This window comes from Streptomyces litmocidini (genome assembly GCF_014649755.1).
GTDB lineage: Bacteria > Actinomycetota > Actinomycetes > Streptomycetales > Streptomycetaceae > Streptomyces > Streptomyces litmocidini.
Genome location: NZ_BMTQ01000002.1, coordinates 197,836 through 210,374 on the forward strand (window position 1 = coordinate 197,836; position 12,539 = coordinate 210,374).

The 12,539-nt window shown below is 71.0% G+C and carries 14 protein-coding genes; 7 read left to right on the forward strand and 7 right to left on the reverse strand.

The features are described from left to right. The first annotated feature begins 86 nt into the window (after positions 1-86). On the forward strand, positions 87-737 hold the full coding sequence (locus IE180_RS04230) for a hypothetical protein (RefSeq protein ID WP_190155387.1): 651 nt from the start codon (positions 87-89) through the stop codon (positions 735-737). 130 nt (positions 738-867) lie between these two features. On the opposite strand, the gene thiC is transcribed toward IE180_RS04230, so the two are convergent. After that, positions 868-2,673, reverse strand: coding sequence for a phosphomethylpyrimidine synthase ThiC (thiC, locus tag IE180_RS04235; protein ID WP_229860282.1), 1,806 nt, complete (start codon positions 2,671-2,673; stop codon positions 868-870). Between the two features lie 199 nt (positions 2,674-2,872). On the opposite strand from thiC, the gene IE180_RS04240 reads away from it, so the two are divergent. Next, positions 2,873-4,291: a YibE/F family protein gene (locus IE180_RS04240; RefSeq protein WP_373302662.1), complete on the forward strand. Its 1,419-nt coding sequence runs from the start codon at positions 2,873-2,875 to the stop codon at positions 4,289-4,291. A gap of 221 nt (positions 4,292-4,512) precedes the next feature. Here the strand turns inward: IE180_RS04240 and IE180_RS04245 are convergent, their stop codons facing one another. The 4 genes from IE180_RS04245 to IE180_RS04260 form a co-directional block, all read right to left on the reverse strand. Continuing rightward, positions 4,513-4,953 (reverse strand): SsgA family sporulation/cell division regulator, encoded by a 441-nt coding sequence (locus IE180_RS04245; protein WP_123453637.1) that lies wholly within the window; start codon positions 4,951-4,953, stop codon positions 4,513-4,515. A 138-nt stretch (positions 4,954-5,091) separates the two neighbouring features. After that, positions 5,092-5,856 carry an IclR family transcriptional regulator gene (locus IE180_RS04250; RefSeq protein WP_229860283.1) on the reverse strand — a complete coding sequence of 255 codons (765 nt, stop codon included), beginning with the start codon at positions 5,854-5,856 and terminating at the stop codon, positions 5,092-5,094. A 240-nt stretch (positions 5,857-6,096) separates the two neighbouring features. Next, the gene (locus IE180_RS04255) at positions 6,097-6,315 is read right to left on the reverse strand and encodes a DUF5326 family protein (protein WP_190155390.1); all 219 of its coding nucleotides are present in this window, start codon (positions 6,313-6,315) and stop codon (positions 6,097-6,099) included. Between the two features lie 177 nt (positions 6,316-6,492). Next, entirely contained in the window at positions 6,493-6,810 is a 318-nt protein-coding gene (locus IE180_RS04260; protein ID WP_190155391.1) for a cupin domain-containing protein, read from the reverse strand. 51 nt (positions 6,811-6,861) lie between these two features. Between IE180_RS04260 and IE180_RS04265 the strand changes: the two genes are divergently transcribed. From IE180_RS04265 to IE180_RS04285, 5 genes are all read left to right on the forward strand, one after another. Beyond that, complete coding sequence (locus IE180_RS04265) at positions 6,862-7,239, forward strand: phage holin family protein (protein WP_190155392.1); 378 nt, start codon at positions 6,862-6,864, stop codon at positions 7,237-7,239. Positions 7,240-7,248: 9 nt separating this feature from the next. Continuing rightward, positions 7,249-7,749 carry a low molecular weight protein-tyrosine-phosphatase gene (locus IE180_RS04270; protein WP_190155393.1) on the forward strand — a complete coding sequence of 167 codons (501 nt, stop codon included), beginning with the start codon at positions 7,249-7,251 and terminating at the stop codon, positions 7,747-7,749. After that, positions 7,746-8,885: a cystathionine gamma-lyase gene (locus IE180_RS04275; RefSeq protein WP_190155394.1), complete on the forward strand. Its 1,140-nt coding sequence runs from the start codon at positions 7,746-7,748 to the stop codon at positions 8,883-8,885. Before IE180_RS04270 ends, IE180_RS04275 begins: the two co-directional genes overlap by 4 nt. 237 nt (positions 8,886-9,122) lie before the next feature. Beyond that, positions 9,123-10,019, forward strand: a complete 897-nt coding sequence (locus IE180_RS04280; protein ID WP_190155395.1) for a LysR family transcriptional regulator — start codon at positions 9,123-9,125, stop codon at positions 10,017-10,019. Between the two features lie 35 nt (positions 10,020-10,054). After that, on the forward strand, positions 10,055-10,534 hold the full coding sequence (locus IE180_RS04285; protein ID WP_030685712.1) for an NUDIX domain-containing protein: 480 nt from the start codon (positions 10,055-10,057) through the stop codon (positions 10,532-10,534). A gap of 40 nt (positions 10,535-10,574) precedes the next feature. Here IE180_RS04285 and IE180_RS04290 read toward each other — a convergent pair whose 3' ends face one another. Both IE180_RS04290 and IE180_RS04295 read right to left on the reverse strand, forming a co-directional pair. Next, positions 10,575-11,765 carry a globin domain-containing protein gene (locus IE180_RS04290; protein ID WP_190155396.1) on the reverse strand — a complete coding sequence of 397 codons (1,191 nt, stop codon included), beginning with the start codon at positions 11,763-11,765 and terminating at the stop codon, positions 10,575-10,577. A gap of 105 nt (positions 11,766-11,870) precedes the next feature. Then, a complete protein-coding gene (locus IE180_RS04295) occupies positions 11,871-12,524 on the reverse strand; it encodes an HAD family hydrolase (RefSeq protein ID WP_190155397.1) in 654 nt (217 codons plus the stop codon). Positions 12,525-12,539: the final 15 nt, after the last annotated feature.

Below are 12,539 nucleotides of genomic sequence, written 5' to 3' on the forward strand. Positions count from 1 at the left end.
ATCGGGTCGTCCTTAGCAGGCTCTCCTCCGTTTCCGCCCGACCCACCGTTTCCCACGGCTGATCCGGGCCTACGGAGCATCGGGGGATGCACATGAACGTGGCTCCGCACCTGCTGACCGAGGACCGCGCCGAGTACGAGCGGGTCCTCGACGACGCACTGAGCACCGCCCACGCACGTCCGGATCTCGCCGGAATCGGAACGCGGCTCACGGTCGCGCAACTGCGCGCCATGACGATGAACGCGACAGCGCTCATCACCACCGCCGCGGCCCTGGAGTACGACCACTTCGTGAAGGTCCGCGAGCAGGACCGGGCGGCCCGCGGGGCCCGGAGGCCCGAAGCGGGGCAGGGCGCGGACACCGACGCGGGGGCCGGCGTCGTCGCCGTCGTCACCGTGCTGCTGCCCGTCCTCGCGGGCACCGCCGCCGCGATATTCCTGCTGGTCGGCGGGGTCCTGCACGCCCTGGCTCCCACCGTGGTGTTCGGCGGGACCCTGCTGACGGCCGGTCTCGTCTTCGCCGCCCTCGCCGCCGCCGGCCTGCTCTCCGCGGGCGTCGGCCTCCTCGTGACCGCCCTGCGCAACAGGCCGGCCGCGGCGGACGGCACCGCCCCGGCCGACGACGAACTCTCCCTCGCCAGGGAGGCCTGGCGTCACGCCCTCCTGGAGCGCGGCATCCTCCCCTTCCTCCGCGACGCCCTCGCCGCCGCGGCGCCGCCGGACCCGACGGCGCCCTGAGGAACGACGGGGCCTCCCCCACCGCCCGCCGTGACGGACGACGGCGACGAGCCGTTCGCGGTGGGCTTCGCGGAGGCGGGCCGGCCGGGACGGACGGCCCGGCCGGCCCGCCTCCGCCGGGGCGACCGGGTCAGCCGGCCGAGCCGCCGCCCGTCTCCGCCAGCGGCAGGTACACGCGGTTGCCGCTCGCCGCGAACTCCTTCGACTTCTCCGCCATGCCGGCCTCGATCTCCTGCTGCGTCCCCCCGTGCTCACGCCGGATGTCCTGGGAGATCTTCATCGAGCAGAACTTCGGACCGCACATCGAGCAGAAGTGCGCGGTCTTCGCGGGCTCCGCCGGCAGCGTCTCGTCGTGGAACTCGCGCGCGGTGTCCGGGTCGAGCGCCAGGTTGAACTGGTCCTCCCAGCGGAACTCGAACCGCGCGTCCGAGAGCGCGTCGTCCCACTCCTGCGCGCCCGGGTGCCCCTTGGCGAGGTCCGCGGCGTGCGCCGCGATCTTGTACGTGATGACGCCCGTCTTCACGTCGTCCTTGTTCGGCAGGCCCAGGTGCTCCTTGGGCGTGACGTAGCAGAGCATCGCCGTGCCCCACCAGGCGATCATCGCGGCGCCGATGCCGGAGGTGATGTGGTCGTACGCGGGCGCCACGTCCGTGGTCAGCGGGCCGAGCGTGTAGAACGGCGCCTCCTCGCAGATCTCCTGCTGGAGGTCGATGTTCTCCTTGATCTTGTGCATCGGGACGTGGCCCGGACCCTCGATCATCGTCTGCACGTGGTGCCGCTTGGCGATCGTGTTCAGCTCGCCGAGGGTCCTCAGCTCGGCGAACTGCGCCTCGTCGTTGGCGTCCGCGATCGAGCCGGGGCGCAGACCGTCGCCGAGCGAGTAGGTGACGTCGTACGCCGCCAGGATCTCGCAGAGCTCCTCGAAGTTCGTGTAGAGGAAGTTCTCCTTGTGGTGCGCCAGGCACCAGGCGGCCATGATCGAGCCGCCGCGCGAGACGATGCCGGTCTTGCGGCGCGCGGTGAGCGGCACGTACGGCAGGAGCACGCCGGCGTGCACCGTCATGTAGTCGACGCCCTGCTCGGCCTGCTCGATGACCGTGTCCTTGTAGATCTCCCAGGTCAGCTCCTCGGCCTTGCCGTCGACCTTCTCCAGGGCCTGGTAGAGCGGCACGGTGCCGATCGGCACGGGGGAGTTGCGCAGCACCCACTCGCGGGTGGTGTGGATGTTGCGGCCGGTGGACAGGTCCATGACCGTGTCGGCGCCCCACTTGGTCGCCCAGGTCATCTTCTCCACCTCCTCCTCGATGGAGGAGGTGACGGCGGAGTTGCCGATGTTGGCGTTGACCTTCACCAGGAACCGCTTGCCGATGATCATCGGCTCGATCTCCGGGTGGTTCACGTTCGCCGGCAGCACGGCGCGGCCCGCGGCGATCTCCTCCCGTACGACCTCGGGGGAGACGTTCTCGCGGATCGCGACGTACTCCATCTCCGGGGTGATCTCGCCCCGGCGGGCGTACGCGAGCTGGGTCACCGCCTGGCCGTCGCGGCCGCGGCGCGGCAGGCGGGGGCGGCCGGGGAAGACGGCGTCGAGGTTCTTCAGCCCACCGCCGCGCGGGGAGGTGTGCTTGATGCCGTCGTCCTCGGGGCGGACCGGACGGCCCGCGTACTCCTCGGTGTCGCCGCGCGCGATGATCCAGTTCTCGCGCAGCGGGGGGAGGCCCCGCCGGACATCGGTGTCGATGGCGGGGTCGGTGTACGGGCCGGACGTGTCGTACAGCGTGACGTCCTTGCCGTTGGTGAGGTGCACCTGGCGGACGGGCACCCGGAGGTCGGGGCGCGAGCCCTGGACGTACCCCTTGTGCCAGCCCGGCGTGCGCTCCCGCCCGTCGGCCTGGTTCTGGTCGGAGGCAGGCGTGCGTGCATCCTGAATGGTCATGAGACCGATCTCCCTACGCCGGCATTACCCGGTAACAGGTTCGGCGGTCGGCGCAGCCTCTTCCCGTACGCGCGTACGGTGATCAGCGCCCTCTCAGCCCGGTGCTCCGAGCTCCCGCGTGTGCAAAGGTGCCACCACGCTAGCGTCATTCCTGGCGTGCTGAACAGTGGGCCCCCGTCGTTCTTGCGATGATCTGCCGGTGACTTCCCCCCAGCAGCCCCTCGAACCACACCACCACGTCCCCGACCCCGGGCACGGACACGGAGCCGGACACGAGCACGGTCGCGGAGCCGGACACGGACACGAGCACGGGCACGGAGCCGGAGGAGGCGGCGGCCACGGACACAGCCACAGCCACGGGCCCGCCGCCCCGGTCTCGCGGCATCTGCGCAAGGTCATCGCCGCGATCCTGATCCCCTTCGCCGCCGCCGTCGTCGTCGGGCTCGTGGCCCTGTGGCCGGGCGGCACCCCGGCGCACGAGCGCACCGGCGTCGGCTTCGACCGGCAGACCGAGCAGGGCGAGGTGGTCTCCGTCGAGCGCGTCGACTGCAAGGACGTGAACGCCGCGCAGGTCCCGCCGACCGGTGACACCTCCACCCCCGAAGGGCGCGAGGCGGTCAACTCCCAGCAGGGGCAGTGCGAGAAGGCGACGGTCGAGGTCACCAGCGGTCCGAACAAGGGGCGCAGGTTCGTCGAGGTCGTGCAGCCGGACGCGCCGCGCCAACTGCACGAGGGACAGGGCGTGGTGGTGGCGTACGCCCCCGACGCCCCGCACGACCTGCAGTACTCGGTGACCGACGTGAACCGCAAGCTGCCGCTGGCGCTGCTCGCCGGCATCTTCGCCGTCGCGGTCGTGGTGGTCGGCCGGATGCGGGGCGTCATGGCGCTCATCGCACTCGCCGTGAGCTTCCTCGTGCTGACGTACTTCATCCTGCCGGCGATCCTGGAGGGTTCGAACCCGCTGGTCGTGGCGGTCGTCGGGTCGAGCGTGATCATGCTGCTCGCGCTCTACATGTGCCACGGCCTCTCGGCCCGCACCTCGGTCGCCGTGCTCGGCACGCTGATCTCGCTGCTGTTGATCGGTCTGCTGGGCTCGCTCTTCATCGACTGGGCCTCGCTCAGCGGCAACACCGACGACAACACCGGTCTGATCCACGGCCTGTACCCGGAGATCGACATGTCCGGCCTGCTGCTCGCGGGGATCATCATCGGTTCGCTCGGTGTGCTCGACGACGTGACGGTCACCCAGACCTCGGCGGTCTGGGAGCTGCACCAGGCCGATCCGGGCATGGGGCCGCGCGGCCTGTACCGGGCGGGGATCCGGATCGGCCGCGACCACATCGCCTCGGTCGTGAACACGCTGGTGCTGGCGTACGCGGGCGCCGCCCTGCCGCTGCTGCTTCTCTTCTCCATCGCCCAGAGCAGCATGGGGACGGTGGCCAACAGCGAGCTGGTCGCCGAGGAGATCGTACGGACCCTGGTCGGGTCGATCGGTCTGGTGGCGTCCGTTCCGGTCACCACGGCGCTCGCGGCGCTGGTGGTCTCCGCCGACCGGCCGGCGTCCGGGGGCGGGAAGCCGGTGGCGGTGCGGGGAGGGCGGCGCCGTCGCGCCAAGTGAGGTGGACGGGCCGGCCCGGCTCGGGGAGGGTCCGGCTCGTCCCGGCCGAGGGGGCTGGGTTCGCGGAGGGGGCAGCCGGTGCGGACGGACCGGCTCACGGGGGAGCGGTTCGGTCGGGCCGGCTCGGACGGGGCTGCTCGTGCGGGGCGGCTCGTACGGGGCCGTTCACGCGGGGCGGTTCACGCGGGGCGGTTCACGCGGGGCGGTTCATGCGGGGCGGTTCATGCGGGGCCGGCGTTCTCTTCGGCCAGGATCCGGCCCAGTGCTGCTTCCAGGTGGTCCTCGAAGTCGCCGAGCGTCCGTTCCTGGCCGAGCGGAACCAGCTTGTCCGTCCGGTCGAGGAAGGCGACCAGGGGCGGCGCGCTGGCCCGGAACAGCGCGCGGTCACTGCCCACCTGGAGCCGGATGGAGACGTCCGAGAGCCGCTCGGGCTCCGTCGGGGCGATGTGCACGTCGCCGTCCCCGCTCGGCCGGTTGATCCCGTCGAGCAGCAGTTCCCTCCCGAACGCCCAGGTCACAGGGGCGTCTCCGGGAAGGTGGAAGGTCATCCGCACCGCGTAGGGATCCCGGGTCTCATACCGGAGTTCGACCGGGATCTTGAAGGAGAGCTCCTCGGAGACGAGGAAGCTCATCAGGACCTCGGCCTGAACCGACTCTCGCATCGTGCACCCCGCAGTAGATGAAGCAGTTGTGTGAACACAGCCGCTGAAAGCTGTGACCGAAACGGCCGGGAATGATCCCCCGTGGCCCTCTTGACGCAATCGTGCTGTAAGCACTAGCAGATCACAAGGAGTGATTTTTCAGATACTGATAGAGAACGCGAGGGAACCCAAGAGCTTTCCGATCTCCGTGCGTAGTCGCTCGACTGCCGGGAGCAACCGTTCTTCCTGGTGGAGGGGGAGGGAAATCGCCATTGCGGCCGCCGTGGAGCCCGCCGTGATGGGGATCGCGGCACAGACCGTGCCCAACGCATATTCCTGGCGCTCCACCAGGGGTTCCATTCGTCCCAAACCGCCCAAACGCTCCAAAAGGATCCGGCGATTACGCACCGTGTACGGAGTGATGGCTTCCACCGGGTGGCGGTCGAGGTGGTCTTGACGAGATTTCAGATCGAGTTGACTCAGCAGGCACTGCCCGATCGCATGGGCGTGCGCGGTCTCTCGGAAGTCGGCCCATTCCTCCACCGCGGGAGCGGAGGGGGTGTCGGCGACGGCGACGAGCTCCACCTCGCCTTCGTGGTAGAAGGCGAGGTAGATGGGTACACCGATCTCGTCCCGCCAACGGGCGAGCGAGTCCTCGATCTTGATGCGACGATTCTGCACAGCTCCGCCACCGGCCAGCCGGACGGCGGCGTCGCCCAGGACGAACACACCCTTGTCGCGGCGCAGATAGCCCTCGTGCGTCAGGGTGCGGAGCAGGTGGTACGTGGTGGGCAGCGGAAGGCCCGTCTCACGGGCGAGCTGTTTCGCGGGGGCGCCCTCCGCGTGGGAGGCCACGGCCTCCAGGAGTCTCAGCGCCCGCTGCACCGATCCGATCAGGGTAGGCGCTGCCGTCTGCGTAGCCATGGCCAAAGGTCACCCCCAGGCGTGAGGACGGGTGCAGCGCACCCGCCCGCGGGGGCCGCCCCCGCGCCCGCCGGGCCTGGGAAACCGCTGGTCAGCATGGAGGTCTACACCTGTAGTCCCCATCGCGGCGGAGAGATTCCACTCTAGTGGCAGCCCCGGGGGCCCACCCCGGTTCGACCAGGGCGTTCCCCCGCCCGGGCTAACGTCCTCCGCCGCCTCCACACCGATCAGTAGCTTGTGTTACCAGTCCTCGCGCGACCTGGCGGAGGAGCTGAACTTCCGTACGACGTAGATCAGTCCGGCGACGAGGGCCACGAAGAGCAGCACCTTGAAGACCAGAGCGACCACGAAGGTGAGCACGCTGGTGATCAACCCGCCGAAGACGAGCAGGGCGAGAACGGGTATGGCGACCCACTTCACCCACCAGGGCATTCCCGCGAGAATCTCCCGTACGGCCATCGTCCCTACCTCGCTCTCGAAGAACCGCGCACTCCGCGCCGAACACCCTCAAGGCTAGGGGCGGGAGGAGGCCCGTGGAGGCCCCGCGGCCCCCGCTCTCCCCTGATCCGCCCCTTAGGGGGCTCGCCCCCCGCTCCCACGACGCCCTCGGGGTTCCGGTTCGGCGCGCGCTCCCGCTCAGCCCTCCGGCGGCGAGAAGACCACCATGACCCGCAGGTCCTCGCTGATGTGGTGGAACCGGTGCTCCACCCCGGCCGGCACGTAGACCACGCTGCCGCGCGCCACCTCGGTCGTCTCCGTCCCGACCGTGATCGCCGCCCGTCCGCTGACCACGAAGTACACCTCGTCCTGGCCGTGCGGCCGCTGCGGATCGAGCTCCCCCGCGTCGAGCGCGTACAGACCCACCGACATGTTCCGCTCGCGCAGGAACTGGAGGTACGCCCCCTTGTTCGCGGCGCGCTCCGCCTCCAGTTCGTCCAGCCGGAATGCCTTCATCGCCCGCTCGCCCCTGCCCTCGGCCCGATCATGTCTGCCACGATCAGACACATGATGAATTTCGTAGTCAAGACGCTCGCGAACGCGGGCGCCTTGGGAGTCGCCATCTGGCTGCTCCAGGACATCACCCTGACCGGTGAGAGCACCGGCAAGAAGGCCTGGACGCTCGTTCTCGTGGCCCTCGTCTTCGGGCTTGTGAACTTCCTGGTCAAGCCCGTCGTCAAACTCCTGACGCTTCCCCTCTTCATCCTGACCCTCGGCCTGATCACCCTGGTGGTCAACGCCCTGATGCTGCTCCTCACGTCCTGGCTGGCCGAGCAGCTCGACCTCAGCTTCCACGTGGAGGGCTTCTGGACCGCCGTCCTGGGCGGCCTGATCATCTCCGTCGTCTCGTGGGCGCTGAACGTCGTGCTCCCCGACGGCGACTGAGGGGAGACCATGGCCTACCGCGTCTGCTTCGTCTGCTTCGTCTGCACGGGAAACACCTGCCGCTCGCCGATGGCCGAGCACGTCTTCCGCCGACGGGTGGAGGAGGCCGGCCTCGGCGCGGTGGTGCGGGTCGAGAGCGCGGGCACCCAGGGCTGGAACGAGAACGCCGCCGCCGACCCGCGCACGGTCGCCGTGCTCGACGGGAACGGCTACACCTCCGCGCACACCGCCCGGCGGTTCCGGGCCTCGTGGTTCGCCGACCTCGACCTGGTGATCGCCCTGGACGAAGGCCACCTGCGGAGACTGCGGGAACTCGCCCGCACGCCCGAGGAGGCGGCGCGGACAAGACTGCTGCGCTCCTACGACCCCGCCGCGGGGGACGCGCTCGACGTCCCCGACCCCTTCTACGGGGGCCGCTCGGAGTACGAGGAGTGCCTGAAGACGGTGGAGGCCGCGAGCGGGGGACTGCTCGCGGCCGTACGCCATGCACTGGAGGAGCGGACACCATGACCGACCAGGAATACGGCGACGGCACCCGCGCCGTACGGGCCGGGCTGCCCGAACCCGTCAAGTACGAACCGACCCTGCCGGGGCCGGTCTTCGCCGCCCACTTCCATCTGCCGGGGGAGCCGACCGGCCCGTACACCTACGGCCGCGACGAGAACCCGACCTGGACCCACCTGGAGCGGGCGATCGGCGAGCTGGAGGCCCCGGGGGAGGAGGGCGTGGAGACGCTGGTGTTCGCCTCCGGCATGGCGGCGATCTCCGCCGTCCTGTTCTCGCAGCTGAAGGCCGGCGACGCGGTGGTGCTGCCGACCGACGGCTATCAGGCCCTGCCCCTGCTGCACGAGCAGCTGCGGGCGTACGGCGTCGAGGTCCGCACCGCGCCGACCGGCGGCGACGCCCAGCTGTCCGTACTGGACGGGGCCGGGCTGCTGTGGATCGAAACCCCCTCCAACCCCGGCCTCGACGTGTGCGACGTCCGTCGTCTGGTGCGGGAGGCCCACGCGGCCGGGGCGCTCGTCGCCGTCGACAACACCCTCGCCACCCCGCTCGGGCAGCGCCCGCTCGCCCTGGGCGCGGACTTCTCCGTCGCCAGCGACACCAAGGGGATGACCGGGCACGGCGACGTCCTGCTCGGCCATGTGAGCTGCCGGGACCCCCGGCGGGCGGCGGAGGTGCGGCGCTGGCGCAAGATCGTCGGCGCCATTCCCGGGCCCATGGAGGCCTGGCTCGCCCATCGATCGCTCGCCACGCTCCAGCTGCGGATCGACCGGCAGTGCTCCACCGCGCTGGCGCTGGCACGGACGCTCGCCGAGCGCGCGGACGTGACCGGGCTGCGCTACCCCGGACTGCCCGACGACCCCTCGCACGCGGTGGCCGCCCGGCAGATGCGGCGCTTCGGCCCGGTGGTCTCCTTCGAACTGGCGGACAGGGAGAGGGCCGAGCGGTTCCTGGAGGGACTGCGGCTCGTCGACGACGCCACCAGTTTCGGCGGCGTGCGCTCCACGGCGGAGCGGCGCGGGCGCTGGGGCGGGGACGCGGTGGCGGAGGGCTTCATCCGCTTCTCGGTCGGAGCCGAGGACCCGGAGGACCTGATCGCCGATGTGCTGCGCGCCCTCGACGAGGCCGGGAAGACCGACTGAGGCCGGTGGCCCCGCCCCGGCACGTCCGGACCGGGGCGTTCCGAGCCTCCCCCCTCGTGGCTCGGAACGTCCTCGGTCCCTGACGCGGAAACCGCCTGCACAAGGCTAGTTGACCGAGCGTCAGTGTCCAATCACGGTAGCGACAGCCAGCTATCGACTTATTTATAGTTGGACGGTCCTGGGGCGCCGCCGGTCGGCCGCCCGAGTCGAACGGCCACGGACCGGGAGGGGGCGGACATGGATCTGGCCCTGCTGCGCACGTTCGTCACGGTGCACCGGGCCGGCTCCTTCACCCGCGCCGCCGCGCTCCTCGGTCTCTCCCAGCCCGCCGTCACCAGTCAGATCCGCACGCTGGAACGACAGCTCGGACGGCCCCTCTTCCTCAGGCGGGCGCGTGGAGTCACCCCGACCACCATCGGCGACGAACTCGCGCACCGCGCGGCACCCCATCTCGACGCCCTCGTGGAGATCGCCGAGACCGGGCTCGACGAGGGGAGCGGTGTCCGCACCCTCCACATCGCCGGGCCCCCGGAGTTCACCGCACTCCGCGCCCTCCCCGCCCTCACCCCCCTGGTGGGGCAGGGGCTGGCCGTGCGGGCCTCCTTCCTCGACGACACGGAGGAGGTCCTCGACGGGCTCGCCGCGGGCCACCACGATCTGGCCATCGCGACCACCCGCCCCCGGGGAGGGCTGCTGGTCCCCACCCCGCTCTGCGACGAGGAGCACGTCCTGGTCGCGGCCCCGCACTGGGCCGCCCGGCTCTCCCCCGAGGTGCTCCTGAGCAAGGGCGCGGTGCTCCTGGAACAGCTGCCGGTGGTCGAGGTCCACGAGTCGCTCCCCTTCGTCTCCCGCTACTGGGCGAGCGTCTTCGAGACCAGACCGGCGGCGGCCGCCACCGTCATCGCCCCCGATCTGCGGGCCGTGCGGGACTCCGCCGCCTCCGGCGCCGGGCTCGCCGTCCTGCCGCGCTATCTGTGCGAGGAGGCGCTGCGGCAGGGGCACCTCGTGGCACTGCTCGACCCCCCGGTCCCTCCGCTCCGGACCTACTTCCTGGTCGTGCGCACGGGGACGCTCGCGCTGTCCCCGCTCGCCCGGGCCCATGGGGAGCTGCTGCGCGCAGCCGGGAACTGGTGAGTTTCAGGACACCTCGTACGGGCCATTTTCTTCCCATGACCGAACGGCCCGTGATCAAGCGCACCGCACGCGCCATCCTGCTCGACGGGGACGACCTGATCCTCATCAAGCGGACCAAGCCCGGGATGGACCCCTACTGGCTCACCCCCGGCGGCGGAGTGGAGCCCACCGACTCCACCGTCGTCGAGGCCCTGCACCGCGAGGTGCTCGAAGAGCTCGGCGCCAAGATCACCGATGTGGTGCCCTGCTTCGTCGACACCGTCGAGCACATCGTCGACGGCGGGGTCTCCGGCGTGAAGGTCCAGCACTTCTTCGTGTGCCGGCTCGGCTCCATGGACCCCTCCCTGCGGCACGGCCCCGAGATCGAGGAGCCGGTCGGCGAGTACGAGATCGTCCGGGTGCCCTTCAGCCGGGTCGGCATCGCTGCGGTGCACCTCGTCCCGCTCTCCCTGCGCCACTACCTCGACGGCAACATCGAGGGCGTCCGCGCGATGCACGCCCCCGACCTGGGTTAGCCCCGGTCTCCCCGGCCCGGCCCGATCCGAGAGACAGGCCCTAACCCGCCGCGGGGGTGAGCTCCGCGAGGAAGTCGTGGCGGATGCGGTCCGAGGGGACCCCCGCGCCGCGCAGTGCGTCGACGCCCCGGCGGACCATGGCGAGCGGCCCCGAGAGGTAGGCGTCCCGTTCGTCCCACGGGCCGTAGCGGCAGACGGCGTCCGGGAGCCTTCCCTGCTCCTCGGTGACCGGGTGGACGGAGAGCCACGGGAAGGTCTTCTGGAGCCGGAGCATCGTGTCGATGTCGTAGAGGTCGTGGCCGCTGCGCGCCCCGTAGAAGACGTCGACCGGGCGCCGGTCCCCGTGCTCGGCGACGTCCTCGACCAGCGCCTTGATCGGCGCTATCCCGGTGCCGCCGCCCATGCAGAGCAGGCCGGTGTCCGTGGAGTGGTCGACCGTCATGGAACCGGCCGGCGGACCGAGCCGCAGCACGTCTCCGGGGCGCGCCCGGTGCACCAGCGCGTTGGACACCCAGCCGGCCGGGACGGCCTTGACGTGGAGGGAGAGCAACCCGTCCGGCCGGGGCGCCGAGGCGAAGGAGTAGTGACGCCAGATCCGGGGCCACCACGGGGTCTCCAGCGTCGTGTACTGCCCGGCGAGGAAGGGGTACGGCTGGTCGGGCCTGAGCGTGACGACGGCGATGTCCGGGGTGCGCAGGTCGTGGGAGACCACCTCGGCCTGCCACCAGGCGGGCGCGGACCGCTCGTCCTCCGCGGCCGCGTCGATCATGATCTGGGAGATCGTCGTGTACGTGCGGACCCAGGCCGCTTCGGTCTCCTCGTCCCAGCTCTTCTGCGCGTACCGCTCCAGAGCGCCCAAGAGGGCCTCGCCGACGGCCGGATAGTGGGCGGCCCGGGTCCCGTACTTCCGGTGCCCCCGGCCGAGGTTCTCCAGGTGAGCGGTGAGGACCGGGGTGTCGTCCAGGTGCTCGGCCGCCGTCAGCAGGGCCTTCAGGAGCCGGTCCCGCTGGGTGTCCATGGCCGCGGGGAACATCTCGCGCAGCCCGGGGTGCCGGACGAAGAGCAGGGCGTAGAAGTACGAGGTCACCCGGTCGGCGACCGGTGCGATCTCCGCCAGCGTGCGCCGGACGAGCACGGCGTCGACGGAGGGGTCCTCGGGTCTTCGGGGCTCCGTCCCCTCCGCCTCCGGGGGCTCCCGCTCGTACGTCGTGCTGCTCGGAGCATCCATCATGTGCCTCGCCTCGCGCTGGCCGGCTTCCGTGACCGCAGCATGGCGCTTCCGACCGGCACTTCGGACCGAAAGAGGCGTTCTCGGGCCATAGGCCCGGGTTCCTGGCTAGGCTGCGCTGTTTCGGACCAAGGCGTAGGCCTCGCGCAGATCCCCTCCGGAGTAGCTGTGGCGGGAGAGCCCGGCGAGATGGTGGTCCGCGTTCACGGCCACCGTCTCCGGCACGATCGCGAAGAGCTCCGCGTCCGACATCGAGTCCCCGTACGCGACGCAGTCGGCGGGGTCCACTCCGTATCCCGCACAGAGCTCCCTCGCGATCCGCACCTTCGCGTGCGCGTCGAGGATGCTCGGCCGGTGGATCGGCTCGGTGAAGGGGACCACCGGCCAGAGCGAACCGTGGGTCGAGTCGACGCCCCAGTCGAGGAGCAGCTCGACGAAGAAGTGGGGCGAGAGGGAGATGACCGCGCAACGGTCTCCCCGCGCCCGGATGTCCGCCCAGACCTCGCGGATGCCCGCCAGCCAGGGCGCCCCTTCGAAGGCCGCCACGACCTGTGCCGGAGTGAGCGCGGACCACAGCTCACGGGCCTGGACGGCGAACTCGTCCGGCGTGAGCCCCCGCAGAAACCCCTCTTCCAGGACGGCGATCTCCTCCGTCAGGCCCAGTTGCCGGGAGATCTCCACCGCGGCGGCCGAGCCCCGGATCAAGGTGCCGTCGAGGTCGAAGAGATGCAGTCGTCGCGTTCGGGGTTTCACGTGAAACATCGTCCGGGTGTCACC

Excerpts from the sequence above, each read along its gene's own strand:
- IE180_RS04230 (WP_190155387.1), top strand. The coding sequence starts at position 87 with ATGCACATGAACGTGGCTCCGCACCTGCTGACCGAGGACCGCGCCGAG.
- thiC (WP_229860282.1), bottom strand. The coding sequence starts at position 2,673 with ATGACCATTCAGGATGCACGCACGCCTGCCTCCGACCAGAACCAGGCC.
- IE180_RS04245 (WP_123453637.1), bottom strand. The coding sequence starts at position 4,953 with ATGCGAGAGTCGGTTCAGGCCGAGGTCCTGATGAGCTTCCTCGTCTCC.
- IE180_RS04250 (WP_229860283.1), bottom strand. The coding sequence starts at position 5,856 with ATGGCTACGCAGACGGCAGCGCCTACCCTGATCGGATCGGTGCAGCGG.
- IE180_RS04255 (WP_190155390.1), bottom strand. The coding sequence starts at position 6,315 with ATGGCCGTACGGGAGATTCTCGCGGGAATGCCCTGGTGGGTGAAGTGG.
- IE180_RS04260 (WP_190155391.1), bottom strand. The coding sequence starts at position 6,810 with ATGAAGGCATTCCGGCTGGACGAACTGGAGGCGGAGCGCGCCGCGAAC.
- IE180_RS04265 (WP_190155392.1), top strand. The coding sequence starts at position 6,862 with ATGATGAATTTCGTAGTCAAGACGCTCGCGAACGCGGGCGCCTTGGGA.
- IE180_RS04270 (WP_190155393.1), top strand. The coding sequence starts at position 7,249 with ATGGCCTACCGCGTCTGCTTCGTCTGCTTCGTCTGCACGGGAAACACC.
- IE180_RS04275 (WP_190155394.1), top strand. The coding sequence starts at position 7,746 with ATGACCGACCAGGAATACGGCGACGGCACCCGCGCCGTACGGGCCGGG.
- IE180_RS04280 (WP_190155395.1), top strand. The coding sequence starts at position 9,123 with ATGGATCTGGCCCTGCTGCGCACGTTCGTCACGGTGCACCGGGCCGGC.
- IE180_RS04285 (WP_030685712.1), top strand. The coding sequence starts at position 10,055 with ATGACCGAACGGCCCGTGATCAAGCGCACCGCACGCGCCATCCTGCTC.
- IE180_RS04290 (WP_190155396.1), bottom strand. The coding sequence starts at position 11,765 with ATGATGGATGCTCCGAGCAGCACGACGTACGAGCGGGAGCCCCCGGAG.
- IE180_RS04295 (WP_190155397.1), bottom strand. The coding sequence starts at position 12,524 with ATGTTTCACGTGAAACCCCGAACGCGACGACTGCATCTCTTCGACCTC.